The organism is Bacteroides sp. A1C1 (genome assembly GCF_004328515.1).
GTDB classification, from domain to species: Bacteria; Bacteroidota; Bacteroidia; order Bacteroidales; family Bacteroidaceae; genus Bacteroides; species Bacteroides uniformis.
In genome coordinates, this window is the sequence record NZ_CP036491.1 from 2,659,388 (window position 1) to 2,680,988 (window position 21,601).

Annotated in this window: 33 protein-coding genes; 30 read left to right on the forward strand and 3 right to left on the reverse strand. The window is 44.7% G+C overall.

The features are described from left to right. The first annotated feature begins 16 nt into the window (after positions 1 to 16). From rplP to EYA81_RS10745, 24 genes are all read left to right on the forward strand, one after another. On the forward strand, positions 17 to 451 hold the full coding sequence (gene rplP, locus EYA81_RS10630) for a 50S ribosomal protein L16 (protein ID WP_004291234.1): 435 nt from the start codon (positions 17 to 19) through the stop codon (positions 449 to 451). Between the two features lie 5 nt (positions 452 to 456). Continuing rightward, on the forward strand, positions 457 to 654 hold the full coding sequence (gene rpmC, locus EYA81_RS10635) for a 50S ribosomal protein L29 (RefSeq protein WP_117601007.1): 198 nt from the start codon (positions 457 to 459) through the stop codon (positions 652 to 654). Further along, a complete protein-coding gene (rpsQ, locus tag EYA81_RS10640) occupies positions 651 to 920 on the forward strand; it encodes a 30S ribosomal protein S17 (RefSeq protein WP_005825701.1) in 270 nt (89 codons plus the stop codon). The genes rpmC and rpsQ overlap by 4 nt, the downstream gene beginning before the upstream one ends. A 2-nt stretch (positions 921 to 922) precedes the next feature. Then, positions 923 to 1,288 carry a 50S ribosomal protein L14 gene (rplN, locus tag EYA81_RS10645; RefSeq protein WP_005825700.1) on the forward strand — a complete coding sequence of 122 codons (366 nt, stop codon included), beginning with the start codon at positions 923 to 925 and terminating at the stop codon, positions 1,286 to 1,288. Positions 1,289 to 1,308: 20 nt separating this feature from the next. Beyond that, positions 1,309 to 1,629, forward strand: a complete 321-nt coding sequence (gene rplX / locus EYA81_RS10650) for a 50S ribosomal protein L24 (protein ID WP_117601008.1) — start codon at positions 1,309 to 1,311, stop codon at positions 1,627 to 1,629. Then, the gene (gene rplE / locus EYA81_RS10655; protein ID WP_117601009.1) at positions 1,629 to 2,186 is read left to right on the forward strand and encodes a 50S ribosomal protein L5; all 558 of its coding nucleotides are present in this window, start codon (positions 1,629 to 1,631) and stop codon (positions 2,184 to 2,186) included. The genes rplX and rplE overlap by 1 nt, the downstream gene beginning before the upstream one ends. 4 nt (positions 2,187 to 2,190) lie before the next feature. After that, positions 2,191 to 2,490 (forward strand): 30S ribosomal protein S14, encoded by a 300-nt coding sequence (gene rpsN / locus EYA81_RS10660; RefSeq protein ID WP_005825697.1) that lies wholly within the window; start codon positions 2,191 to 2,193, stop codon positions 2,488 to 2,490. A gap of 55 nt (positions 2,491 to 2,545) precedes the next feature. After that, on the forward strand, positions 2,546 to 2,941 hold the full coding sequence (gene rpsH / locus EYA81_RS10665; protein ID WP_004291226.1) for a 30S ribosomal protein S8: 396 nt from the start codon (positions 2,546 to 2,548) through the stop codon (positions 2,939 to 2,941). 15 nt (positions 2,942 to 2,956) lie between these two features. Then, entirely contained in the window at positions 2,957 to 3,526 is a 570-nt protein-coding gene (rplF, locus tag EYA81_RS10670) for a 50S ribosomal protein L6 (protein WP_131225720.1), read from the forward strand. Positions 3,527 to 3,546: 20 nt separating this feature from the next. Further along, on the forward strand, positions 3,547 to 3,891 hold the full coding sequence (rplR, locus tag EYA81_RS10675; RefSeq protein ID WP_005656518.1) for a 50S ribosomal protein L18: 345 nt from the start codon (positions 3,547 to 3,549) through the stop codon (positions 3,889 to 3,891). A 5-nt stretch (positions 3,892 to 3,896) separates the two neighbouring features. Beyond that, on the forward strand, positions 3,897 to 4,415 hold the full coding sequence (gene rpsE, locus EYA81_RS10680; RefSeq protein ID WP_005825693.1) for a 30S ribosomal protein S5: 519 nt from the start codon (positions 3,897 to 3,899) through the stop codon (positions 4,413 to 4,415). A gap of 11 nt (positions 4,416 to 4,426) precedes the next feature. Further along, on the forward strand, positions 4,427 to 4,603 hold the full coding sequence (rpmD, locus tag EYA81_RS10685) for a 50S ribosomal protein L30 (protein ID WP_004291222.1): 177 nt from the start codon (positions 4,427 to 4,429) through the stop codon (positions 4,601 to 4,603). A gap of 30 nt (positions 4,604 to 4,633) precedes the next feature. Next, positions 4,634 to 5,080 (forward strand): 50S ribosomal protein L15, encoded by a 447-nt coding sequence (rplO, locus tag EYA81_RS10690; protein ID WP_005825692.1) that lies wholly within the window; start codon positions 4,634 to 4,636, stop codon positions 5,078 to 5,080. Between the two features lie 4 nt (positions 5,081 to 5,084). Next, a complete protein-coding gene (gene secY / locus EYA81_RS10695; protein ID WP_005825690.1) occupies positions 5,085 to 6,428 on the forward strand; it encodes a preprotein translocase subunit SecY in 1,344 nt (447 codons plus the stop codon). Positions 6,429 to 6,441: 13 nt separating this feature from the next. Continuing rightward, on the forward strand, positions 6,442 to 7,242 hold the full coding sequence (map, locus tag EYA81_RS10700) for a type I methionyl aminopeptidase (protein ID WP_117601010.1): 801 nt from the start codon (positions 6,442 to 6,444) through the stop codon (positions 7,240 to 7,242). A gap of 9 nt (positions 7,243 to 7,251) precedes the next feature. Further along, positions 7,252 to 7,470: a translation initiation factor IF-1 gene (gene infA / locus EYA81_RS10705; RefSeq protein WP_002558052.1), complete on the forward strand. Its 219-nt coding sequence runs from the start codon at positions 7,252 to 7,254 to the stop codon at positions 7,468 to 7,470. Positions 7,471 to 7,479: 9 nt separating this feature from the next. Beyond that, positions 7,480 to 7,596, forward strand: coding sequence for a type B 50S ribosomal protein L36 (gene ykgO / locus EYA81_RS10710; RefSeq protein WP_002558051.1), 117 nt, complete (start codon positions 7,480 to 7,482; stop codon positions 7,594 to 7,596). A 34-nt stretch (positions 7,597 to 7,630) separates the two neighbouring features. Continuing rightward, positions 7,631 to 8,011, forward strand: a complete 381-nt coding sequence (gene rpsM / locus EYA81_RS10715; RefSeq protein ID WP_005941839.1) for a 30S ribosomal protein S13 — start codon at positions 7,631 to 7,633, stop codon at positions 8,009 to 8,011. A gap of 11 nt (positions 8,012 to 8,022) precedes the next feature. Beyond that, positions 8,023 to 8,412, forward strand: a complete 390-nt coding sequence (gene rpsK / locus EYA81_RS10720) for a 30S ribosomal protein S11 (RefSeq protein ID WP_002558049.1) — start codon at positions 8,023 to 8,025, stop codon at positions 8,410 to 8,412. 117 nt (positions 8,413 to 8,529) lie between these two features. Continuing rightward, positions 8,530 to 9,135: a 30S ribosomal protein S4 gene (gene rpsD / locus EYA81_RS10725; RefSeq protein WP_005825685.1), complete on the forward strand. Its 606-nt coding sequence runs from the start codon at positions 8,530 to 8,532 to the stop codon at positions 9,133 to 9,135. Between the two features lie 11 nt (positions 9,136 to 9,146). Continuing rightward, on the forward strand, positions 9,147 to 10,139 hold the full coding sequence (locus EYA81_RS10730; RefSeq protein WP_117601011.1) for a DNA-directed RNA polymerase subunit alpha: 993 nt from the start codon (positions 9,147 to 9,149) through the stop codon (positions 10,137 to 10,139). Positions 10,140 to 10,142: 3 nt separating this feature from the next. Next, positions 10,143 to 10,646 (forward strand): 50S ribosomal protein L17, encoded by a 504-nt coding sequence (gene rplQ / locus EYA81_RS10735; RefSeq protein WP_131225721.1) that lies wholly within the window; start codon positions 10,143 to 10,145, stop codon positions 10,644 to 10,646. Positions 10,647 to 10,786: 140 nt separating this feature from the next. Further along, positions 10,787 to 11,200: a hypothetical protein gene (locus EYA81_RS10740; RefSeq protein ID WP_131225722.1), complete on the forward strand. Its 414-nt coding sequence runs from the start codon at positions 10,787 to 10,789 to the stop codon at positions 11,198 to 11,200. 109 nt (positions 11,201 to 11,309) lie between these two features. Then, a complete protein-coding gene (locus EYA81_RS10745; protein ID WP_131225723.1) occupies positions 11,310 to 11,849 on the forward strand; it encodes a hypothetical protein in 540 nt (179 codons plus the stop codon). Between the two features lie 40 nt (positions 11,850 to 11,889). Here EYA81_RS10745 and EYA81_RS10750 read toward each other — a convergent pair whose 3' ends face one another. Further along, complete coding sequence (locus tag EYA81_RS10750; protein WP_131225724.1) at positions 11,890 to 13,788, reverse strand: MutS family DNA mismatch repair protein; 1,899 nt, start codon at positions 13,786 to 13,788, stop codon at positions 11,890 to 11,892. Between the two features lie 126 nt (positions 13,789 to 13,914). On the opposite strand from EYA81_RS10750, the gene EYA81_RS10755 reads away from it, so the two are divergent. After that, a complete protein-coding gene (locus tag EYA81_RS10755; RefSeq protein ID WP_034525464.1) occupies positions 13,915 to 14,559 on the forward strand; it encodes a DUF6563 family protein in 645 nt (214 codons plus the stop codon). A gap of 11 nt (positions 14,560 to 14,570) precedes the next feature. Further along, on the forward strand, positions 14,571 to 15,023 hold the full coding sequence (locus tag EYA81_RS10760; RefSeq protein ID WP_131225725.1) for a DUF6078 family protein: 453 nt from the start codon (positions 14,571 to 14,573) through the stop codon (positions 15,021 to 15,023). 206 nt (positions 15,024 to 15,229) lie between these two features. Here EYA81_RS10760 and EYA81_RS10765 read toward each other — a convergent pair whose 3' ends face one another. Both EYA81_RS10765 and EYA81_RS10770 read right to left on the reverse strand, forming a co-directional pair. Next, on the reverse strand, positions 15,230 to 15,850 hold the full coding sequence (locus tag EYA81_RS10765) for a lysine exporter LysO family protein (RefSeq protein WP_117966505.1): 621 nt from the start codon (positions 15,848 to 15,850) through the stop codon (positions 15,230 to 15,232). After that, positions 15,847 to 16,125: a LysO family transporter gene (locus EYA81_RS10770; RefSeq protein WP_005825664.1), complete on the reverse strand. Its 279-nt coding sequence runs from the start codon at positions 16,123 to 16,125 to the stop codon at positions 15,847 to 15,849. The genes EYA81_RS10765 and EYA81_RS10770 overlap by 4 nt, the downstream gene beginning before the upstream one ends. 431 nt (positions 16,126 to 16,556) lie before the next feature. On the opposite strand from EYA81_RS10770, the gene EYA81_RS10780 reads away from it, so the two are divergent. The 4 genes from EYA81_RS10780 (at position 16,557) to hutI (ending at position 21,581) form a co-directional block, all read left to right on the forward strand. Beyond that, positions 16,557 to 17,216 carry a lipocalin family protein gene (locus tag EYA81_RS10780; RefSeq protein ID WP_117966508.1) on the forward strand — a complete coding sequence of 220 codons (660 nt, stop codon included), beginning with the start codon at positions 16,557 to 16,559 and terminating at the stop codon, positions 17,214 to 17,216. 137 nt (positions 17,217 to 17,353) lie between these two features. Continuing rightward, on the forward strand, positions 17,354 to 19,342 hold the full coding sequence (locus tag EYA81_RS10785; protein WP_117966510.1) for a urocanate hydratase: 1,989 nt from the start codon (positions 17,354 to 17,356) through the stop codon (positions 19,340 to 19,342). 31 nt (positions 19,343 to 19,373) lie between these two features. Further along, a complete protein-coding gene (gene ftcD, locus EYA81_RS10790) occupies positions 19,374 to 20,264 on the forward strand; it encodes a glutamate formimidoyltransferase (protein WP_131225726.1) in 891 nt (296 codons plus the stop codon). A 63-nt stretch (positions 20,265 to 20,327) separates the two neighbouring features. Then, positions 20,328 to 21,581, forward strand: a complete 1,254-nt coding sequence (gene hutI, locus EYA81_RS10795) for an imidazolonepropionase (RefSeq protein WP_117966516.1) — start codon at positions 20,328 to 20,330, stop codon at positions 21,579 to 21,581. Positions 21,582 to 21,601 lie beyond the last annotated feature (20 nt).

Genomic DNA, 21,601 nt, shown 5'->3' on the forward strand with positions numbered 1-21,601 from the left:
TTGATTTTTAGGAATTATGTTACAACCGAAAAAAACAAAATTCAGAAGACAACAAAAAGGCCGTCAAAAGGGTAATGCCCAAAGAGGAAACCAGTTGGCTTTCGGATCTTTTGGTATTAAGGCCTTGGAAACGAAATGGATTACAGGCCGTCAGATTGAAGCTGCGCGTATTGCAGTGACAAGATATATGCAACGTCAAGGACAGATTTGGATTCGTATTTTCCCCGACAAGCCTATTACCAGAAAGCCAGCTGATGTGCGTATGGGTAAAGGTAAGGGTGCACCGGAGGGATTCGTTGCCCCAGTTACACCGGGTAGAATTATTATCGAAGCCGAAGGAGTATCTTATGAAATCGCTAAAGAGGCTTTGCGCTTAGCTGCACAGAAGCTTCCTATCACAACCAAGTTTGTGGTTAGACGTGATTATGATATTCAAAATCAAAATGCGTAAGGAGTATGAAAATAGCAGAAATTAAAGAGATGCCTACCAACGACTTGGTAGAAAGAGTTGAAGCAGAAGTAGCTAATTACAACCAAATGATTTTAAATCATTCTATTTCTCCTTTGGATAATCCTGCTCAGATCAAACAATTACGCAGGACTATTGCGCGTATGAAGACTGAATTACGCCAAAGAGAACTTAACAATAAATGATGAGCTTGATGGAAGCAAGAAATTTAAGAAAAGAAAGAACTGGGGTTGTGCTGAGCAACAAGATGGATAAGACCATTACAGTAGCAGCTAAGTTTAAGGAGAAACACCCCATATATGGTAAGTTCGTTAGCAAGACGAAGAAGTACCATGCTCATGATGAAAAGAATGAGTGCAATATCGGCGATACTGTACACATCATGGAAACTCGTCCTTTGAGCAAGACTAAGAGATGGAGATTGGTAGAAATAATTGAAAGAGCTAAGTAATTATGATACAAGTAGAATCCAGACTTACAGTATGTGATAATAGTGGGGCAAAAGAGGCTCTCTGTATCCGTGTTTTGGGTGGTACAGGTCGTCGCTATGCTTCAGTAGGGGACGTGATTGTCGTTTCTGTTAAGAGCGTTATCCCTTCAAGTGATATTAAAAAAGGTGCAGTGTCTAAAGCTTTGATCGTACGTACTAAGAAAGAAATCCGTCGTGCTGATGGCTCTTACATACGTTTTGATGATAATGCTTGCGTGTTGTTGAACAATGCAGGTGAAATTAGAGGTAGTCGTATTTTCGGTCCGGTAGCTCGTGAACTTCGTGCTACTAACATGAAAGTTGTGTCACTCGCTCCTGAAGTACTTTAATATTGTAAAAGATTTGAGTAATGAGTAAATTACATATTAAAAAAGGCGATACAGTTTATGTAAACTCCGGTGAAGACAAGGGTAAGACTGGTCGTGTATTGAAGGTTCTTGTTGATAAAAACCGCGCAATCGTTGAAGGTATCAACATGGTGTCTAAGAGCACAAAACCGAATGCTAAAAACCCACAAGGTGGCATTGTGAAGCAGGAAGCTTCTGTCCACTTGTCAAATTTGAATCCCGTTGATCCAAAGACTGGTAAAGCAACGCGTGTTGGTAGAAAAGTAAGTGCTGAAGGCACTTTAGTGCGTTATTCTAAAAAATCAGGAGAGGAGATTAAGTAATGAGTAATACTGCTAGCCTTAAGAAAGAATATGCAGACCGTATTGCGCCTGCATTGAAATCACAGTTCCAGTATTCTTCTTCTATGCAGATACCCGTACTTAAGAAGATTGTTATCAATCAAGGTTTGGGTATGGCTGTTGCTGACAAGAAGATTATTGAAGTGGCAATTAATGAAATGACTGCTATCACTGGTCAGAAAGCCGTGGCAACCATTTCTCGTAAGGATATTGCAAACTTTAAGTTGCGTAAGAAAATGCCGATTGGTGTTATGGTAACTCTGCGTCGTGAGAGAATGTACGAATTCCTTGAAAAGTTGGTTCGTGTAGCTCTGCCTCGTATTCGCGACTTCAAGGGTATTGAAAGTAAGTTCGATGGTAAGGGTAACTATACCCTTGGTATTCAGGAACAAATCATTTTCCCTGAAATTAATATCGATAGTATTACTAGAATTCTCGGAATGAATATTACCTTTGTAACCTCTGCGCAAACAGATGAAGAAGGGTATGCCTTGTTGAAGGAATTCGGTTTACCGTTTAAAAACGCTAAAAAAGATTGATAATATGGCAAAGGAATCAATGAAGGCACGTGAAGTAAAGCGTGCTAAATTAGTAGCCAGATATGCCGAGAAGAGAGCTGCGTTGAAGCAAATCGTTAGAACTGGTGATCCTGCTGAAGCTTTTGAAGCTGCACAGAAATTGCAGGACCTGCCTAAGAATTCTAATCCGATTCGTATGCACAACCGTTGCAAGCTGACTGGTCGTCCTAAAGGATATATCCGTCAGTTTGGTATCTCCAGAATCCAGTTCCGTGAGATGGCTTCTAACGGTCTTATTCCCGGTGTAAAGAAAGCAAGCTGGTAATTTTGTTTTTTAAATATTGTCAGGGTAGGCCTGATTAATTTAATTTATTTTTTATATGACTGATCCAATAGCAGATTATTTGACGAGGTTGCGGAACGCTATTCAAGCGAAGCACAGAGTTGTGGAAGTTCCGGCTTCAAATTTGAAAAAAGAAATCACTAAGATTCTTTTTGAAAAGGGCTACATTCTTAATTATAAGTTTGTAGAAGATGGTCCTCAAGGTACAATTAAAGTTGCCTTGAAGTATGATCCGGTAAACAAGGTTAACGCTATCAAGAAGCTGGAGAGAATCTCTTCTCCGGGTTTGCGTCAATATACCGGTTATAAAGACATGCCGCGTGTTATTAATGGTTTGGGTATTGCTATAATATCTACTTCCAAGGGTGTAATGACCAACAAAGAAGCCGCTGAACTAAAGATTGGTGGTGAAGTTTTGTGTTATGTATATTAATAGGAGGAATTAGCAATGTCAAGAATAGGAAAATTACCCATTAGTATTCCCGCTGGAGTAACAGTTACTCTGAAAGATGACGTGGTTACCGTTAAGGGACCCAAAGGCGAAATGAGCCAATATGTAAATCCTGCTATCAATGTTACCATCGAAGACGGTTATGTTGTTTTGGCTGAGAATGAAAATGCAATGCTGGATAATCCTAAGCAAAAGCATGCATTCCATGGATTATACCGTTCATTGGTACACAACATGGTTGTTGGTGTATCAGAAGGATATAAGAAAGAATTGGAACTTGTCGGTGTAGGTTACCGTGCCTCTAACCAGGGAAATATCATTGAACTGGCTTTAGGTTATACTCACAGTATCTTTATACAGTTGCCTCCTGAAGTTAAAGTTGAGACTAAGTCTGAAAGAAACAAGAATCCTTTGATTATATTGGAATCTTGCGACAAGCAGTTACTTGGTCAAGTTTGCTCTAAAATACGTTCTTTCCGTAAGCCTGAACCGTATAAGGGTAAGGGTATTAAGTTTGTTGGCGAAGAAATTCGTAGAAAGTCTGGTAAATCAGCTGGTGCTAAATAATCATTTAAATTGATATTATTATGACAACAAAAATAGAAAGACGAATTAAGATCAAATATAGAGTACGCAACAAAATTTCAGGTACTACTGAATGCCCGCGTATGAGTGTATTTAGAAGTAACAAGCAAATCTATGTTCAGATTATCGACGACTTGTCCGGTAAGACATTGGCTGCCGCTTCTTCTTTGGGTATGACTGAAAAAATGCCTAAGAAGGAACAAGCTGCTAAAGTAGGTGAACTGATTGCGAAAAAAGCTCAGGAAGCAGGTATTACTACTGTTGTTTTCGACCGTAATGGTTACTTGTATCATGGGAGAGTAAAAGAGGTGGCTGATGCTGCCCGTAACGGTGGACTTAAATTTTAATCATTATGGCAGGACTTAATAATAGAGTTAAGATTACAAACGATATAGAGCTGAAAGACAGATTGGTTGCTATTAATCGTGTAACCAAAGTAACCAAAGGTGGTAGAACTTTTAGTTTCTCTGCTATTGTGGTAGTAGGAAACGAAGAAGGCATCATCGGTTGGGGCCTTGGTAAAGCTGGTGAAGTAACCGCTGCTATTGCCAAAGGTGTTGAATCTGCAAAGAAAAACCTGACAAGAGTGCCTGTACTGAAAGGTACAGTTCCTCACGAACAGTCTGCAAAGTTCGGTGGCGCTGAAGTATTTATTAAACCGGCTTCTCACGGTACCGGTGTTGTTGCTGGCGGTGCAATGCGTGCCGTATTGGAAAGTGTTGGTGTAACAGACGTTTTGGCTAAGTCAAAAGGTTCTTCCAACCCGCACAACTTGGTAAAGGCTACTATCTTGGCATTGAGTGAAATGCGCGATGCTCGTATGGTTGCCCAGAACAGAGGAGTTAGTATGGAAAAAGTATTTAGAGGATAAGGAGGAAGAATATGTCGACTATAAAGATTAAACAAGTTAAAAGTAGAATTGGTGCTCCTGCTGATCAGAAGAGAACTCTCGATGCACTGGGGCTTCATAAGTTGAATCGTGTGGTTGAACACGAATGTACTCCTTCAATTCTTGGAATGGTGGATAAGGTTAAACACTTGGTTACCATTGTTAAGTAATTATTTGTTGAATATAAAACGAATTACAATATGAACTTAAGTAATTTAAAACCTGCAGAGGGATCTACTAAAACAAGAAAGAGAATTGGACGTGGTCCGGGTTCTGGCTTGGGAGGTACTTCTACTAGAGGTCATAAAGGAGCTAAATCAAGATCTGGATACTCTAAGAAAATCGGTTTTGAAGGTGGTCAGATGCCTCTTCAACGTCGTGTTCCTAAGTTTGGCTTTAAAAATATCAATCGTGTAGAGTATAAGGCTATCAACTTGGATACAATTCAGAAATTGGCTGAAGCAAAGAACTTGCAGACTGTAGGTATCAGTGACTTCATTGCTGCTGGTTTCATTTCTGCAAGCCAGTTGGTAAAAGTATTAGGTAACGGAACTTTGACTGCTAAGTTGGATGTACAGGCACATGCATTTTCTAAGACTGCTGTTGCTGCCATCGAAGCTGCTGGTGGACAAGTAGTAAAACTCTAATTCAATGAGAAAAGCTATTGAAACATTAAAGAATATATGGAAAATTGAGGATCTGAGACAACGGATCCTCATTACCATATTGTTTGTGGCAATCTACCGTTTTGGTTCGTATGTCGTTTTGCCGGGGATCAATCCGTCAATGCTGACACAATTGCATCAACAGACAAGCGAAGGTCTTTTAGCCTTGTTAAACATGTTTTCCGGAGGAGCATTTTCCAATGCTTCTATTTTTGCATTGGGTATCATGCCGTACATCTCTGCCTCCATTGTGATTCAGCTGCTGGGTATTGCGGTTCCGTATTTCCAAAAATTGCAGCGCGAAGGTGAGAGTGGTAGAAGAAAAATGAATCAATATACTCGTTATCTGACGATTCTTATTCTTTTGGTTCAGGCTCCTTCTTATTTGCTCAATCTTAAGATGCAGGCTGGTCCTTCTTTAAATGCTTCATTAGATTGGACTCTGTTTATGTTTACTTCTACCATTATTTTAGCGGCTGGAAGTATGTTTATTTTGTGGCTTGGTGAGAGAATTACGGATAAGGGTATCGGTAATGGTATTTCGCTGATTATCATGATTGGTATCATCGCCCGTCTGCCGCAGTCCTTATTCCAGGAATTGATTTCCCGTATGACGGACAAGACTGGTGGTCTGGTAATGTTCCTGATTGAGCTTGTTGTGTTGCTGGTTGTTATTGCATTCGCTATTCTTTTGGTGCAGGGAACTAGAAAGATTCCTGTTCAATATGCGAAGAAGATTGTGGGTAACAAGCAATATGGCGGTGCTAGACAGTATATTCCTTTGAAGGTGAATGCTGCTAACGTGATGCCTATCATTTTTGCTCAGGCTATCATGTTTATTCCTATCACTCTTGTTGGGTTCTCGAATGTAAATGATGCAAGCGGTTTCGTACGTGCATTGACTGATCATACAAGCTTTTGGTATAATTTGATTTTTGCAGTGTTGATTATATTGTTTACGTATTTCTATACTGCAATTACTATTAATCCGACTCAGATGGCTGAAGATATGAAGAGAAACAATGGTTTTATTCCGGGTATCAAGCCAGGAAAGCAAACTGCCGAGTATATTGACGTGATTATGTCACGTATTACTTTGCCTGGTTCTTTCTTCTTGGCCTTGGTTGCCATTATGCCTGCATTTGCCGGCATATTCGGTGTGAAAGCTGAGTTTGCTCAATTCTTTGGCGGTACATCTTTGTTAATCCTTGTGGGTGTGGTGCTTGATACTCTCCAGCAGGTAGAAAGTCATTTGTTAATGAGACACTATGACGGTTTGCTGAAATCCGGACGTATTAAAGGCCGCAGTGGTAATGTAGCTGCATATTAATCTTTTTTGAAGAATGATATTTCTTAAAACAGAAGATGAAATAGAGCTGCTCCGCAGGAGTAATTTGCTTGTTGGAAAGACGTTGGCTGAGATAGCTAAGGTTATAAGGCCCGGAGTGACAACAAAAGAGCTGGATAGGGTAGCGGAAGAGTTCATCAGAGACAATGGTGCTGTTCCAACCTTTAAAGGTTTTCCTAATCAATATGGCGATCCGTTTCCAGCTTCTATTTGCACATCTGTAAATGACCAAGTGGTACATGGTATTCCGGGAGATAATGTGGTATTGAAAGACGGTGATATCGTGTCTGTTGATTGTGGTACTTACATGAATGGCTTTTGTGGCGACTCAGCTTATACGTTTTGTGTAGGTGAAGTTGACGAAGAGGTCCGCAAATTACTGAAGGTTACTAAAGAAGCATTGTACATAGGGATACAGAATGCCGTTCACGGCAAGCGGTTGGGTGATATCGGCTATGCGATACAGCAGCACTGCGAATCTAATTCTTATGGTGTGGTGCGTGAGTTTGTGGGTCACGGAATAGGCAAGGAAATGCATGAAGATCCTCAGGTCCCCAATTACGGAAAACGTGGTTATGGGACAATGCTGAAGAAAGGCTTGTGCATTGCCATTGAACCGATGATAACTTTAGGTAACCGACAAATACTCATGGAGCGTGATGGCTGGACGGTGAGGACAAAAGACCGCAAGTGTGCAGCTCATTTTGAACATACGATAGCAGTCGGTGCTGGTGAAGCTGATATATTGTCATCATTCGAGTTCATTGAAGAAGTATTAGGAGATAAAGCAATTTAAGAAATTAATATGGCAAAGCAATCTGCAATAGAACAAGATGGAGTTATAGTTGAAGCATTGTCTAATGCAATGTTTCGTGTTGAATTAGAAAACGGACATGAGATTACTGCACATATTTCCGGTAAGATGCGGATGCATTACATCAAAATCCTGCCAGGGGATAAAGTAAGAGTCGAAATGTCTCCTTATGATTTATCGAAAGGAAGAATTGTATTTAGATATAAATAAAATTAAGATATGAAAGTAAGAGCATCCTTAAAGAAACGTACGCCAGAGTGTAAGATCGTTAGACGTAATGGCCGTTTGTATGTTATTAACAAGAAAAATCCTAAGTATAAACAACGTCAAGGATAATATTATTATTTTTGCAAAAAAAATAATTTAGTATATGGCTATAAGAATAGTTGGTGTCGATTTGCCTCAAAACAAGAGAGGTGAAATTGCGTTGACCTATGTATATGGTATAGGTCGTAGTAGTTCAGCAAAAATTTTGGATAAAGCAGGTGTTGACAGAGACCTGAAAGTAAAAGACTGGACGGATGATCAGGCTGCCAAGATTCGTGAGATCATTGGTGCAGAGTATAAGGTTGAAGGTGATCTTCGTTCTGAAGTTCAATTGAACATTAAGCGTTTAATGGATATCGGTTGCTATCGTGGTGTTCGTCATCGTATTGGTCTTCCAGTAAGAGGTCAGAGCACAAAGAACAATGCCCGTACTCGTAAGGGTAGAAAGAAAACCGTTGCTAATAAGAAAAAAGCTACTAAATAATAATTGTTGATATGGCAAAAAAAACAGTTGCAGCAAAAAAGAGAAATGTGAAGGTTGATGCTAATGGACAGTTGCATGTTCATTCATCTTTTAACAACATTATTGTTTCTCTGGCAAACAGCGAAGGTCAGATCATTTCTTGGTCTTCTGCCGGAAAGATGGGTTTTAGAGGTTCAAAGAAGAACACTCCCTACGCAGCACAGATGGCTGCTCAAGATTGTGCTAAGATAGCATACGATCTTGGCTTGAGAAAGGTAAAAGCATATGTGAAGGGCCCGGGTAACGGACGTGAGTCTGCTATTAGAACTATCCACGGTGCAGGTATCGAGGTTACTGAAATCATTGACGTAACTCCGCTTCCGCACAATGGTTGTCGTCCTCCGAAAAGACGTAGAGTTTAAAATTTACCTTTAATAGAAGTGAGACTTGATTTTGTTATTGGATTGTAAACTTTCTCTCTGCAATCGCGGCTGCAACAAACCCAAGTTCATGAATAAACAATTAAATATTTAAAAGAAATGGCTAGATATACTGGACCAAAATCAAGAATAGCCCGTAAATTCGGTGAAGGTATCTTTGGAGCAGATAAAGTATTGTCAAAGAAGAACTATCCTCCCGGACAGCACGGTAATTCCAGAAAGAGAAAGACTTCTGAATACGGTGTTCAACTTCGTGAGAAACAGAAGGCTAAATATACTTATGGCGTTTTGGAAAAACAATTCCGCAACTTGTTTGAGAAGGCTGAGACTGCTAAAGGTATTACTGGTGAAATCCTTCTCCAATTGTTGGAAGGTCGCCTTGACAATATCGTATTCCGTTTGGGTATTGCTCCTACTCGCGCAGCTGCTCGTCAGTTGGTGAGCCACAAGCACATTACTGTAGACGGTGAGGTTGTGAATATTCCTTCTTATGCAGTAAAACCGGGTCAGGTGATCGGTGTTCGTGAAAGATCCAAATCATTGGAAGTTATCGCTAACTCACTGGCTGGTTTTAACCATAGCAAATATCCTTGGTTGGAATGGGATGATAACTCTAAGGTTGGCAAATTGCTGCATGTACCTGAAAGAGCAGACATTCCTGAAAACATTAAAGAGCATTTGATCGTAGAATTGTATTCTAAATAATAATTAATTTCATGGCGATATTAGCATTTCAAAAACCTGATAAAGTATTAATGTTGGAAGCGGACTCTAGATTCGGAAAATTCGAATTTCGTCCGTTGGAGCCCGGTTTCGGTATTACCGTGGGTAATGCACTGCGCCGCATCCTGCTTTCTTCATTGGAAGGTTTTGCTATCACTACTATCAAGATAGACGGTGTTGAGCATGAATTTTCCAGTGTTCCGGGGGCAAAAGAGGATGTTACTAACATTATCTTGAATCTGAAACAAGTGAGATTCAAGCAAGTAGTTGAAGAATTCGAGAGTGAGAAAGTAAGTATTACGGTCGAGAATTCAAGTGAATTTAAAGCAGGTGACATAGGTAAGTATTTGACTGGATTTGAAGTGTTAAATCCTGAATTAGTTATTTGTCATTTAGATTCAAAGTCAACTATGCAGATAGATATTACGATCAACAAAGGTCGTGGTTATGTTCCTGCTGACGAAAACCGCGAATATTGCACCGATGTGAACGTAATTCCTATCGATTCTATTTATACTCCGATACGTAATGTGAAGTATCAGGTAGAGAACTTCCGTGTAGAGCAGAAGACCGACTACGAGAAACTGGTACTTGAGATTACTACCGACGGTTCCATTCATCCGAAAGAAGCCCTGAAAGAAGCAGCAAAGATTCTGATTTATCACTTCATGCTTTTCTCTGACGAGAAGATTACGCTGGAAACAAATGATGCTGACGGCAATGAAGAGTTTGATGAAGAAGTATTGCACATGCGTCAGTTGCTGAAGACCAAGCTCGTTGATATGGATCTCTCTGTACGTGCCCTCAACTGTCTGAAGGCTGCAGATGTAGAGACTCTTGGTGACTTGGTACAATTCAACAAGACGGATTTGCTGAAATTCAGAAACTTCGGAAAGAAATCGCTTACCGAGCTTGATGATTTGCTGGAAAGTCTGAATCTGTCGTTTGGAACTGATATTTCTAAATATAAATTAGATAAAGAATAAAAAATGAGACATAATAAGAAATTCAACCATTTGGGTCGTACTGCCTCTCATAGAAACGCTATGTTGGCTAATATGGCGTGTTCTTTGATTAAGCACAAAAGAATCACTACGACCGTTGCAAAGGCTAAAGCTCTGAAGAAGTTTGTTGAGCCTTTGATTACAAAGGCTAAAGACGATACGACTAATTCCCGCCGTGTTGTATTTAGCAATTTGCAAGACAAGTATGCTGTAACTGAACTGTTTAAAGAAATCTCTGTGAAGATTGCTGATCGTCCGGGTGGTTACACTCGTATTATCAAGACTGGTAACCGTTTGGGTGACAACGCAGAAATGTGCTTCATTGAACTCGTTGACTACAACGAAAATATGGCTAAGGAAAAGGTTGCCAAGAAGGCTACTCGTACTCGCCGTTCAAAGAAAGCCGCTGCTACTGAAGCTGCTCCTGCTGCAGAAACATCTGCACCGGTTGCCGAAGCTCCTGCTGCTGAGGAAGTTAAAGCTGAATAATTCAACTATTCTTTTTATATATAGAAGCCGTTCCAATTTGTTTGGAACGGCTTTTTTTTCCTATAAATCATCCAAGAAACATTAAAAGATGTGTGCACAAAACAAATTCCTGATAGAAACTGTTATATTTGCACATAGATATGGCTAAATTCTTAAGATTCATAGGATTCATGGTGCTTGCATTGGCCTTATGGCAGACTGCAAGCGATGCATTTGCAAATAAAGCGGCAAGTGGGGGGAATGTTGTGAGTGAGAATACTATTGCCGTACATGAGCAGACTGATGCCTATATTGAGATGCCTCAATTACCTTATCTGCCAGATGCAGAGCTGGCGGGTATGGGTGGACAATTACATTCACTGACGTACTCCCGTATACAGCGTATTTCTACCACGGAATATATATTTTCTTTAAAGGACTGGATTGACAAACTGGCCCAGCGAGCGGCTGTTTTGTCTCTGCATCGTGAGAAACTCTATGATGCCACTGCCTATTATCGTTGCCAGCCGGTGTGCGAATATTACATTTTCACACTAAGGCGTATTCTCATTTAGTGTTTTATTGAATTTTCCTTTTTCCCTTGTGTATGGTCAGACTATGTGTTTTTGCAGGGGAATACTGTATTTTCTATTTCTAATAAATTCATTAAAACATATTATAATTATGGCAACTCAAACTATTGACGCAACTCTTTTTGCGTCTTCACATCCCGATATTGTAAAGCGTACCAGTGTTTCAGGACTTATCTTTTCAGTAGCTATGCTGCTGGTCGGTGTTTTTATTTTTGTATCCATTTTTGAGATGAGTGATAAATCTTCCACTCTCAGCATGGTTTTGATGGTGCTGGGTACGGCATTCGTCTTGCTTGGCGTGTTCCGTCTGTTTTGGAAATCGAAGGAAGTGGTCTATTTGCCGACGGGCAGTGTGACCAAGGAACGCAGTGTTTTCTTCGATTTGAAATATTTGGGCAAACTTACAGATATGATTGAGAATGAACAGCTGAATGGCGAGACTGAAATAAAAAGTTGCGGCAGTGGAAATGTGCGCATGGATGTCATTATTTCGCAGGATAATAAATTTGCGGCTGTACAGTTGTATCAGTTTGTGCCTTACACGTATACTCCGGTAACTTCCGTACGCTACTTTACGGGTAGCGATGCGGTTGCAGTGTCTACTTTCCTGGAGAAATGTAAAGCTGCATAATCAGTCAAAGAGTTAGACTTGGCTTTAACTGTGGTGGGGATTAGTTGGCAACGGCAATCCCCATTTTTTTCATCAGGAAGCAGGCGTTCATATTCTGGGCGATACCTGGGCGCAAGCGGTAGGAGAATGTCAGTTCATTGTCTGTAATGTCTGCTTCAAAGCGATAGTTGCGGATATCATCGGGGAAGAGATCGATGAGTGTTCCCAGTAGCAGATCGTGGGTGGCAATGATACCATTGGCCTGCAAAGTCATGAATTGCTTGATAAGGGCAAAGGATCCTTTCTGCTTGTCCATGGAGTTGGTACCTTTCAGAATTTCGTCGAGGATGATGAAAAGCTCCTCACCAGCCTGTAACTTGTCTATGATGAGTTTCAGACGTTTGAGTTCGGCAAAGAAGTAGGACTCGTTGTCATTCAGTGAATCCGAGGTGCGCAGGCTGGTGATGAGCCGGGCCGGGCATATTTCCATTTGGCGGGCACAAACGGGGGCGCCGATGCAGGCAAGGAGGTAATTGATGCCCACCGTACGCAGATAGGTGCTTTTCCCTGCCATGTTGGCGCCGGTGACGATGATGAAAAACGGTCGTTTCACCATGTCGATGTCATTGCGGACACAGCGGTCACGGTTCATCAGCGGATGGCCCAGGGCTTCGGCACGGAGACGAAAGGAGGAAGGGGCATTGATGGGGGCTTCCGTTTCAGAATTGCTTTCTTCTTCTTTATTCAGGTTTCCTTTCCCCTTTCTTTCCGCTTGAACTATCTTTGGGTAAATATAGTCCGGATGATTATAGGCAAATGTTGCCAGTGAGTTGAGCGCATCCATTTGTCCGATGGCATCGAGCCACCCGGGCAGTTCAGCGGCATATTGCTCTTTCCAGGCTTCAATGCGCATGATTTGACGCAGCTCCCAGAAGAAGAGGCCGTTCAGAATGACGTACATAAAGACATTGTTGCGTTGGTCGAGTTCATCCATGAGCTTGTTCAGCCTGCTGATGGAGTGGGAGGCTTTCCGTTTTTCTCCGCCAATCTGTTGTTTTATCTCTTTGAGCAGGGTGGCTTGTGCAGGCTGCTTTTCCATGAGGTGGAGCAGGGCGGCGTAGGTGGAGAGGATTTGCAGTTTTTTGCCATAGATGGCCTGCATCTTGGTGACTTTGCCAGTGAAGCCGAAGCCGGAGATGACGAAGCTGGTCCAGATGATGCCGTAGATACTTGCGGGTAGAATTCCTGCCATGACGAGTGCGAGGCAGATGAGGTTGGCTCCCGTCACCAGCACCGGCAGGAGGCGCAGTAGTTTTCGGTTCCGGAAGATGCTCGGACTTTCCGCCCATTGGCACAGTTCTGTTTCATCGGCGGCTTTTCCTTTGTACAGCAGGCCGAGGATACGGAAGCGCTGACGGAATTTCAGTTCCGGAGCCAGTTCGCTGACGGCTTCCTGGCGGCGGATGATTTCTTCCTTTCTCTCGAGATGTTTTCCCAGCCAGTGGGCGAGGCGGTGTTTCCCGGGCTGTGTGCAGGTACGGTTGATGTACTGGAAAAGGGAATGCGGACCGAAAACATCCAAATCATAGGTGTAGAGATGGGTGGGGTCGATGTATGCTTCGCCGTCATCGAAAGAAGACGTATCGTAATCCAGAGCGGCGAGTTCCTGCTCGTTGATTTCCATCTTCTTTTCCAGATAGTCCTTGCGACGAAACAGCCGGTTGTGGTATTTCATTAAAAATAGGAATGGCAGTAGGGTGATGAGGGCAATGCAGGCCAGTATACCCCAGCTCTCGCTCCAGAAATAGATAATTCCTACTACTCCTGCCACAAACAGCAGCAGGCGCAGGCTGCCGATGCGGTAAATCTTCTGTTGTACTTTATTCAGTTCTTGTCTTGCCTCTTCTGCCGTGTTGCGGTAGACGGCGCTGATTTTATCTATCGTATTTATTTGCTTCATACATGTTAAGTTTAAGGCAAAGATATACATTTCCAATTGTTTTTTCCGCGATTTTTTGTCTACTTCCGATAAAAAATGTACCTTTCGCTCACTAAAACAAAGTTTCAGAAAAGAGGAGGTTGGGATATGAAGAAGAGTTGGTTGTCAGGCGTTCTGATGTTGCTGGCGGTTTTGCCGGCGGCGGCGCAACAGGTAATGTATTCCAATCTGAAAGAGTTGGTGGAGAACCGTGGCGATACGGTTACCACGCTGAAGATTGAGAAGCGTACAAAGAACCAGATTTACCTCATGGGCGGTGCCGATTATCGTATTACGGTAGACGACAATCCCGGTCTTTGCCGTTATTTGAAGTCCCGTTGTTATGCTGTACGGGTAGATACCTCGCTTTATGTCAATTGCCGTAAGATGCGCTATAAGCGTTATCGCTTCGGGCAGTGGTATGCACCTGCCATGTGGCTCGGCGGAAAGGTTTACTTCTGTGCACAGCCTGTGGGACAAGCAGCCACCAGTACCATGACTCCCGATGATGCCACACGATTGGGCGGTGAAGTGGGAGACGCCATCAATGCTTCGGGACTGGTGCATGCCCGCGTCTATTACGAACTGAATCCCGAAACTGGAAAGTCCGAGTTCGTGGGACGTGAGCGAATGATGCAACTGCTTGCCGGATACCCGACACTGCACGCAGAATTCGAGAAAGAAACAAGCGAGTCGGCAGAGGTCATCGGCAAGTATCTGCGTGCACTCCGTCCATTAATCACTAACCATTAATCATTAATAAGATGATATTATTGCAAGACGTGCCCGATGGGTACGAATACTGCTTTGCGGGTAACGGGAAGTGCCCCAAAGCCTCTTCCTGCTTGCGGGCGATAGCGGCACAACTGTTGTCCGAGAGTGAAGGCCCCCAGCCACAGTCCGTTCGTGCGGTGAATCCTTTTTATGTCGGCAGCTTGTCCGGGTCCTCCACTTGTGCCCGTTACCGCTCCAGCGAGCAGCTGCACTATGCCCGCGGTATGACGCACCTTTTCGACGAAGTACCCACCAAGCTGCTTTTCACCGTGCGCCATCGCGTGATGGGATGCTTCTCTTGTGAACGCTATTACTATCATTGCCGCAAGGGCGAGCGCCCTATCTCTCCCGAAGAACAGCAACGGATAGCCCGGGTATTCAAGGCAGTAGGCATAAGCACCAAGCCTAAGTTCGACCGCTACGAGTATGCGGTAGCTTGGTGACCGGCTGCAAAGTCATTGCACGCCTTTTGCAGCGTCACTGCAAACCCGTTGCAGTCGCGCTGCAAAGCAGTTGCAGTATCACTGCAAATAGGTATGCAGTGGCACTGCAAAAAGCATGCACTCACTTTGCAGTGAGAAGTCTCTGTTGTTCACGTTGTTAAAGTATGAATACAATGAGGCCTTATCCTCCTTTTTTGGCCCGCTGTTTACAGATTGCAGAAGAAGGATACGAATACCGGTACACTCATATCAATTAATATTCCGTGGAATATAGCGATAGGAATCACATCCTTTCCGGAATATTGGGTGATGGAGGGTAGAAGTACATCCATCGAATTGACCCCTGCCGCCGATATAGGTGCCAGTTTGCCGAAATATTTCCGGATGAGCGGTGCACCCAGCAAAGCCATCATTTCACGGAAGATATTGGCAAGCAGGGCGATGGTGCCCAGTTCCGTGGCGAGTTGCAGACCTATGGAAGGTTCCTTGAATTGCGTAATCAGAATGGAGGAAAGCGAATAATAAGCAAATCCGCTACCCACCGCCATGCAGTCGAACACACTCCATTGGCTCAACAGCAGACTGGCGAAGGCGGAGAACAACAGTGTTCCCACAATGGTGGCCATCGGCACCAAAAGCATTTTGGGCCGCAGACTCTTGACCAGCTCCTTCAATTGCTTGTTGCTCCCGATGCCGATGCCCACCTGGAACATCAATGCATAGAGCACATACATGGATAAGTCGTGCAGGTCGAACTGAAAATCATTGGCTACTCCCATCAGGCAGCCGGCACAGAAAAATGCAACAACCATCAAACTTCCCTTCATCTCTTCTCTCCTTTCTTAAAAAATAGGTGAAACACCATCAGTGAGGCTAGCATGCTGCCTGTAATGCTCAGTGAGGCCAGTACGGCGGCCTGCCACCCGAATCTTCCCAGATTGTCAACAATCAGACGGTTGGAACCGATGGATACACCGAGTACAAAGAGCAGCAGTAAGATGGTGAGCGAGGCGCTTTTCTCCACTTTTTGCAACATCTGTACATTACGCATTAGGTATCCGATACCGATTCCTATAAACATGATGGATATAATTGTAAACATAAGTTTTTTTCTTTTTTGGGTGAATACATAGGTTAGTCCGGTTTTTCCGAACGGAAACTCCATACACGGCATCTCTCCCTCCTTTTCTCGGTAAGGGAAGTGCAAAATAGTAAGATGCAAATTGCAGGATAGTTAAATGAATCCGCTGAACCAATGTACGTGCACTATGAAGTGCCCGCATAAGGTCTTGTTGCCCCATGCAGCATTGCGCGTATTGTATCTTGTAGTTAAGTACTGGTTCATATCGTTTTTGAATTTCGGTGCAAAGGTAATGCTAGTTTGAATAATTTCCAAATAAATATTCATAATTTGTTTCGTGAAAAGATTCTTTGATGCGTGGAAGTTCCCGTAAAAACATTATTTTTGCAAGAGAATAGAGGAAAAACAAGAGCTCCTTTGTTTAGAAATATAGTTTTAAAAAGAGAAGAGATATGAAAAGATTGAGAGATTTAACTGCTGTTCTTGGCATGGTTGCTTTGGCTGCTTGCAACAATGCCTCCATTGAAGGCTCCTGGGTGGAGCCGGTTCCGGGAATGCCCGGCATGCAACAAGGTTTCGTTCTTGATAGGGACGGAAGCGCCTCTTCCATTAACATGGCCACCTTGAAATATGAGGCATGGAAAAAAGTAGGAAACCGGTTGTTACTTTCAGGTACCAGCATCGGCAATCACCAGAATATTTCTTTCACGGATACGCTGACAATAGAAAAACTGACGCAGGACAGCCTGATTCTCAAAAGAGGAGAGTTGCTCTTGAAATATGCCAGGAACAATGAAGCTCTGAATCAAAAAACAATACCTGCTGCGGTGCTTACCCCTGCCAAGAAACTTCTGTCGGTAAGAGGCGAGCTGGTCATCGGCCATGAGGTGCGTTCCTTCAAAGCCGAAGGAGATTCTGCCGATTATTGGATTGTGGATGAGACCGGAGAACTCATGCAAAAATATGATGATATGACGAAAGGAGTTAAAAACGGAAAACCGGTATACGTAGAGTTGGAAGTAATCGATATGGGCAAAGCCGATGACGGATTTGCCGCCGATTATGAAGGTGTCTATCAGATAATGAAAATCAATAAAATGGCTTTAAAATAGAAATCCTCTTTGTTGGTTTCTGACTAAAAGATAAATAATCCCGGCATTCCATTGCGAATGTCGGGATTTATTTCTATATTGCGGCAAATATAGCCCTCGTGGGCTGACACTTTGTAAATCCTTAATCTTTATAGGACATGGAGATAACCTTAAGTAAAACATTGCCTTCCTATCCTTCCTTTGTCGAGGGTATCCGGCGGGCACCCGACCGTGGCTACACCCTTACCCCTGCGCAGACGGCTACGGCATTGAAGAACGCTTTGCGCTACATCCCCAAAGAGCTGCACGAAACCCTCGCTCCGGAGTTCATGGAAGAACTGCGTACACGTGGACGTATCTATGGCTACCGCTACCGCCCGCAGGGCGACCTCAAAGCGAAACCCATCGATGAGTACAAAGGGAACTGTATTGAAGGCAAGGCCTTCCAGGTGATGATTGACAATAATCTTTGTTTCGACATCGCCCTTTATCCGTATGAATTAGTTACCTATGGTGAGACGGGACAGGTCTGTCAGAACTGGATGCAATACCGGCTCATCAAGCAGTACCTCGAAGTGTTGACGCGCGAGCAGACACTGGTTATCGAAAGCGGGCATCCGTTGGGACTGTTCAAATCCAAGCCCGAAGCGCCCCGTGTCATCATTACCAATGCGCTGATGGTGGGGCTCTATGATAATCAGAAGGACTGGCACACCGCTATGCAGATGGGCGTTGCCAACTACGGCCAGATGACTGCCGGAGGCTGGATGTACATCGGTCCGCAGGGCATTGTGCACGGCACCTTTAATACGCTGCTGAATGCGGGCCGTCTGAAGCTGGGCATTCCGCAGGATGGTGATTTGCGCGGACGCTTGTTTGTTTCTTCCGGTCTGGGAGGCATGAGCGGTGCGCAGCCCAAAGCTGCCGAGATGGCAGGGGCGGCGGCAATCATTGCCGAGGTGGATGCTTCCCGCATCGAAACCCGCCATACCCAGGGTTGGGTGGGACACGTTACGGATTCTCTGGAAGAAGCCTTCTCGCTGGCTCAAAAAGCGATGGATGAGTGCCGCCCGGTTTCTGTGGCCTATCACGGCAATGTCGTCGATTTGCTGGAATATGCGGTGCAGAAGCAGTTGCACATAGATTTACTTTCTGACCAGACTTCCTGCCATGCCACCTACGAGGGCGGTTACTGTCCCGTCGGACTGACGTTTGAGCAGCGTACCCGTATGCTACATGAAAATCCGTCGGAGTTCCGGTGCCTGGTGAATGTTTCCTTGGAGCGTCATTTCAAGGCTATAAAGAGGCTGGTGGAACACGGTACATACTTCTTCGATTATGGGAACTCCTTCATGAAAGCCGTCTACGATGCCGGTGTGAGCGAAATTGCGCGAGACGGGGACGATAAGAACGGCTTCATTTTCCCCAGCTATGTGGAAGACATTATGGGACCGGAATTGTTTGATTATGGTTATGGTCCGTTCCGCTGGGTGTGTCTCAGTGGAAAACATGAAGACTTGGTGAAGACCGACCGTGCGGCGATGGAATGTATCGACCCTACACGTCGCGGGCAAGATTTGGATAACTACAATTGGATTCGTGATGCGGAGAAGAACAATCTGGTAGTCGGCACGCAGGCTCGTATTCTCTATCAGGATGCCGTGGGACGCATGAATATAGCTTTGCGCTTCAATGAAATGGTGCGTAAGGGAGAGGTCGGCCCCATCATGTTGGGACGCGACCATCACGATGTCAGCGGTACAGACTCTCCATTCCGTGAAACATCCAATATCAAGGACGGCAGTAATGTCATGGCAGATATGGCGGTACAGTGTTTTGCCGGAAACTGTGCGCGTGGCATGAGCTTGGTGGCCTTGCACAATGGAGGTGGCGTAGGTATCGGAAAAGCCATCAACGGCGGTTTCGGCATGGTGTGCGACGGTAGTGAGCGGGTAGACGAAATCTTGCGTTCCGCCATGCTGTGGGATGTGATGGGTGGTGTGGCACGCCGTTCGTGGGCGCGTAACCCTCATGCCATGGAGACGAGTGAAGAGTTTAACCGTACGCATGCAGATGGCTATCATATCACGATGCCGTATGTGGCGGATGAGGATTTGATTAGAAGCATGTGTATATTCTCTCATTAGCATATTACTCACATTAGCATATTAGAATATTATGGACAGAATTATGGAATGCGTCCCCAATTTCAGTGAAGGGCGCGATTTGCAAAAGATAGATAAGATAGTGGCTCCTTTTCGGAGCAAACAAGGTGTGAAACTGTTGGATTACAGCAACGATGAAGACCATAACCGCCTCGTGGTGACCGTAGTGGGTGAGCCTGAACCGCTTCGTGATGCTGTGCTCGAAGCTATCGGCGTAGCGGTAGAGCTGATAGATCTCAATCACCATCAGGGACAGCACCCTCGTATGGGTGCTGTAGATGTAGTACCTTTTATCCCCATCCGGAATGTGACGATGGAAGAAGCTGTTGCCCTCTCCAAAGAGGTGGGCGAGGAGGTTGCAAAACGTTACAATCTTCCTGTCTTCTTATATGAAAAGTCTGCTTCTGCCCCTCATCGGGAGAATCTGGCCGCTGTCCGTAAAGGGGAGTTCGAAGGTATGGCCGAGAAGATAAAGCAACCGGAATGGCATCCCGACTTTGGATCGGCTGAACGTCATCCCACCGCAGGCACAGTAGCTATCGGTGCCCGCATGCCTTTGGTGGCCTATAACATCAACCTCAATACTCCCAGTCTGGAGATAGCCCATGACATCGCTAAGAAAATCCGTTTCATCGGCGGCGGACTGCGTTATTGCAAGGCAATGGGAGTGGAGTTGAAAGATCGCGGCATCACGCAGGTATCCATCAACATGACGGACTATACCCGCACCGCCCTCTACCGTGCTTTCGAACTGGTGCGTGTGGAAGCCCGCCGCTACGGTGTCAGCATTGTGGGCAGTGAGATTATCGGTCTGGTGCCGATGGAGGCCTTGATAGATACAGCGTCCTACTATCTGGGATTGGAGAACTTCTCCATGGAGCAAGTTTTAGAAGCACGAATGTAACCGAATTAAATAGTACTAACTTAATTCCCCTCCTTACGGGGGAGGGGTTAGGGGAGAGGCTTTATGACAGAGAACCTTATTATATTCAATGCCCGTGTCGTGACCCCCCTCGGTTTTTCCGCCCGTCGCGGCAGCGAGATGGAGCAACTGAGCATCATCGACAATGCTACGGTGGAAGTGACCGACGGTGTCATCACCTACGTCGGTCCCAACCGTGGAGAGGAGCGTGATGGCTATTATCAGCACTACTGGCATTACAATGCCCGCGGCAAGTGTCTGCTGCCCGGCTTTGTGGACTCACACACACATTTTGTGTTTGGTGGCGAGCGTGCCGAGGAGTTCTCCTGGCGTTTGAAGGGAGAGAGTTACATGTCCATCATGGAACGTGGAGGAGGCATCGTGAGTACGGTGAAGGCTACCCGTGCATGCAATTTCATCCAGCTGCGCAGCAAGGCGGAGGGCTTTCTGAAGCAGATGAGTGCTATGGGAGTGACTACCGTAGAGGGAAAGAGCGGCTACGGTCTGGACAAGGAAACCGAACTCCTGCAGCTTCGGGTGATGCGTAGCCTTAATAATGACGAGCACAAGCGTGTAGACGTTGTCTCCACTTTTCTCGGCGCACATGCTGTGCCTGCAGAATACAACGGGCGGACGGACGAATACGTGGACTACATTATCCGCGAAGTGATGCCCGTAGTGGTTCATAATAATTTGGCAGAGTTCTGCGATGTCTTCTGTGAGCAGGGTGTTTTCTCCATCGAACAGTCTCGTCGCCTTTTGCTAGCAGCCAAGGAAATGGGACTTGCCTTGAAACTCCATGCCGATGAAATTGTACCATTAGGTGGTGCTGGACTGGCTGCTGAACTTTCTGCCGTCTCTGCCGACCATCTGCTGCATGCTTCGGATGCGGACATCCGCGCCATGGCCAATAAAGAAGTTGTGGCGACCCTTCTTCCGCTGACAGCCTTTGCTTTGAAGGAACCCTATGCCCGTGGACGCGAAATGATTGATGCCGGTTGTGCCGTGGCTCTTGCCACCGACCTCAATCCGGGCAGTTGTTTCTCCGGTTCCATCCCCCTGACATTTGCCTTGGCGTGCATTTATATGAAAATGAGTGTTGAAGAGGCCATCACTGCCCTGACCTTGAACGGTGCAGCCGCCTTGAACCGTGCGGACAGCATTGGTAGTATCGAGGTGGGCAAAAAAGGGGATTTTGTAGTCCTCGATACGGACAATTATCATTTTTTGCCCTATTACGTCGGGATGAATTGTGTCAATACCACCGTGAAGAACGGAGTTCTTTATCCGGGACTTTAGAGCTCCTTGAACATTAATAT

Coding starts and splice junctions, on each gene's coding strand:
- rpsK (WP_002558049.1), top strand. CDS start 8,023: ATGGCAAAAAAAACAGTTGCAGCAAAAAAGAGAAATGTGAAGGTTGAT.
- EYA81_RS10785 (WP_117966510.1), top strand. CDS start 17,354: ATGGAGATAACCTTAAGTAAAACATTGCCTTCCTATCCTTCCTTTGTC.
- rplR (WP_005656518.1), top strand. CDS start 3,547: ATGACAACAAAAATAGAAAGACGAATTAAGATCAAATATAGAGTACGC.
- rplE (WP_117601009.1), top strand. CDS start 1,629: ATGAGTAATACTGCTAGCCTTAAGAAAGAATATGCAGACCGTATTGCG.
- rplQ (WP_131225721.1), top strand. CDS start 10,143: ATGAGACATAATAAGAAATTCAACCATTTGGGTCGTACTGCCTCTCAT.
- EYA81_RS10745 (WP_131225723.1), top strand. CDS start 11,310: ATGGCAACTCAAACTATTGACGCAACTCTTTTTGCGTCTTCACATCCC.
- EYA81_RS10765 (WP_117966505.1), bottom strand. CDS start 15,850: ATGAAGGGAAGTTTGATGGTTGTTGCATTTTTCTGTGCCGGCTGCCTG.
- rpmD (WP_004291222.1), top strand. CDS start 4,427: ATGTCGACTATAAAGATTAAACAAGTTAAAAGTAGAATTGGTGCTCCT.
- rpmC (WP_117601007.1), top strand. CDS start 457: ATGAAAATAGCAGAAATTAAAGAGATGCCTACCAACGACTTGGTAGAA.
- secY (WP_005825690.1), top strand. CDS start 5,085: ATGAGAAAAGCTATTGAAACATTAAAGAATATATGGAAAATTGAGGAT.
- EYA81_RS10760 (WP_131225725.1), top strand. CDS start 14,571: ATGATATTATTGCAAGACGTGCCCGATGGGTACGAATACTGCTTTGCG.
- hutI (WP_117966516.1), top strand. CDS start 20,328: ATGACAGAGAACCTTATTATATTCAATGCCCGTGTCGTGACCCCCCTC.
- EYA81_RS10750 (WP_131225724.1), bottom strand. CDS start 13,788: ATGAAGCAAATAAATACGATAGATAAAATCAGCGCCGTCTACCGCAAC.
- rpsN (WP_005825697.1), top strand. CDS start 2,191: ATGGCAAAGGAATCAATGAAGGCACGTGAAGTAAAGCGTGCTAAATTA.
- rpsE (WP_005825693.1), top strand. CDS start 3,897: ATGGCAGGACTTAATAATAGAGTTAAGATTACAAACGATATAGAGCTG.
- rpsM (WP_005941839.1), top strand. CDS start 7,631: ATGGCTATAAGAATAGTTGGTGTCGATTTGCCTCAAAACAAGAGAGGT.
- rplX (WP_117601008.1), top strand. CDS start 1,309: ATGAGTAAATTACATATTAAAAAAGGCGATACAGTTTATGTAAACTCC.
- EYA81_RS10730 (WP_117601011.1), top strand. CDS start 9,147: ATGGCGATATTAGCATTTCAAAAACCTGATAAAGTATTAATGTTGGAA.
- rpsH (WP_004291226.1), top strand. CDS start 2,546: ATGACTGATCCAATAGCAGATTATTTGACGAGGTTGCGGAACGCTATT.
- EYA81_RS10755 (WP_034525464.1), top strand. CDS start 13,915: ATGAAGAAGAGTTGGTTGTCAGGCGTTCTGATGTTGCTGGCGGTTTTG.
- map (WP_117601010.1), top strand. CDS start 6,442: ATGATATTTCTTAAAACAGAAGATGAAATAGAGCTGCTCCGCAGGAGT.
- rplN (WP_005825700.1), top strand. CDS start 923: ATGATACAAGTAGAATCCAGACTTACAGTATGTGATAATAGTGGGGCA.
- rpsD (WP_005825685.1), top strand. CDS start 8,530: ATGGCTAGATATACTGGACCAAAATCAAGAATAGCCCGTAAATTCGGT.
- ftcD (WP_131225726.1), top strand. CDS start 19,374: ATGGACAGAATTATGGAATGCGTCCCCAATTTCAGTGAAGGGCGCGAT.
- rpsQ (WP_005825701.1), top strand. CDS start 651: ATGATGAGCTTGATGGAAGCAAGAAATTTAAGAAAAGAAAGAACTGGG.
- EYA81_RS10780 (WP_117966508.1), top strand. CDS start 16,557: ATGAAAAGATTGAGAGATTTAACTGCTGTTCTTGGCATGGTTGCTTTG.
- rplP (WP_004291234.1), top strand. CDS start 17: ATGTTACAACCGAAAAAAACAAAATTCAGAAGACAACAAAAAGGCCGT.
- rplO (WP_005825692.1), top strand. CDS start 4,634: ATGAACTTAAGTAATTTAAAACCTGCAGAGGGATCTACTAAAACAAGA.
- rplF (WP_131225720.1), top strand. CDS start 2,957: ATGTCAAGAATAGGAAAATTACCCATTAGTATTCCCGCTGGAGTAACA.
- ykgO (WP_002558051.1), top strand. CDS start 7,480: ATGAAAGTAAGAGCATCCTTAAAGAAACGTACGCCAGAGTGTAAGATC.
- infA (WP_002558052.1), top strand. CDS start 7,252: ATGGCAAAGCAATCTGCAATAGAACAAGATGGAGTTATAGTTGAAGCA.
- EYA81_RS10770 (WP_005825664.1), bottom strand. CDS start 16,125: ATGTTTACAATTATATCCATCATGTTTATAGGAATCGGTATCGGATAC.
- EYA81_RS10740 (WP_131225722.1), top strand. CDS start 10,787: ATGGCTAAATTCTTAAGATTCATAGGATTCATGGTGCTTGCATTGGCC.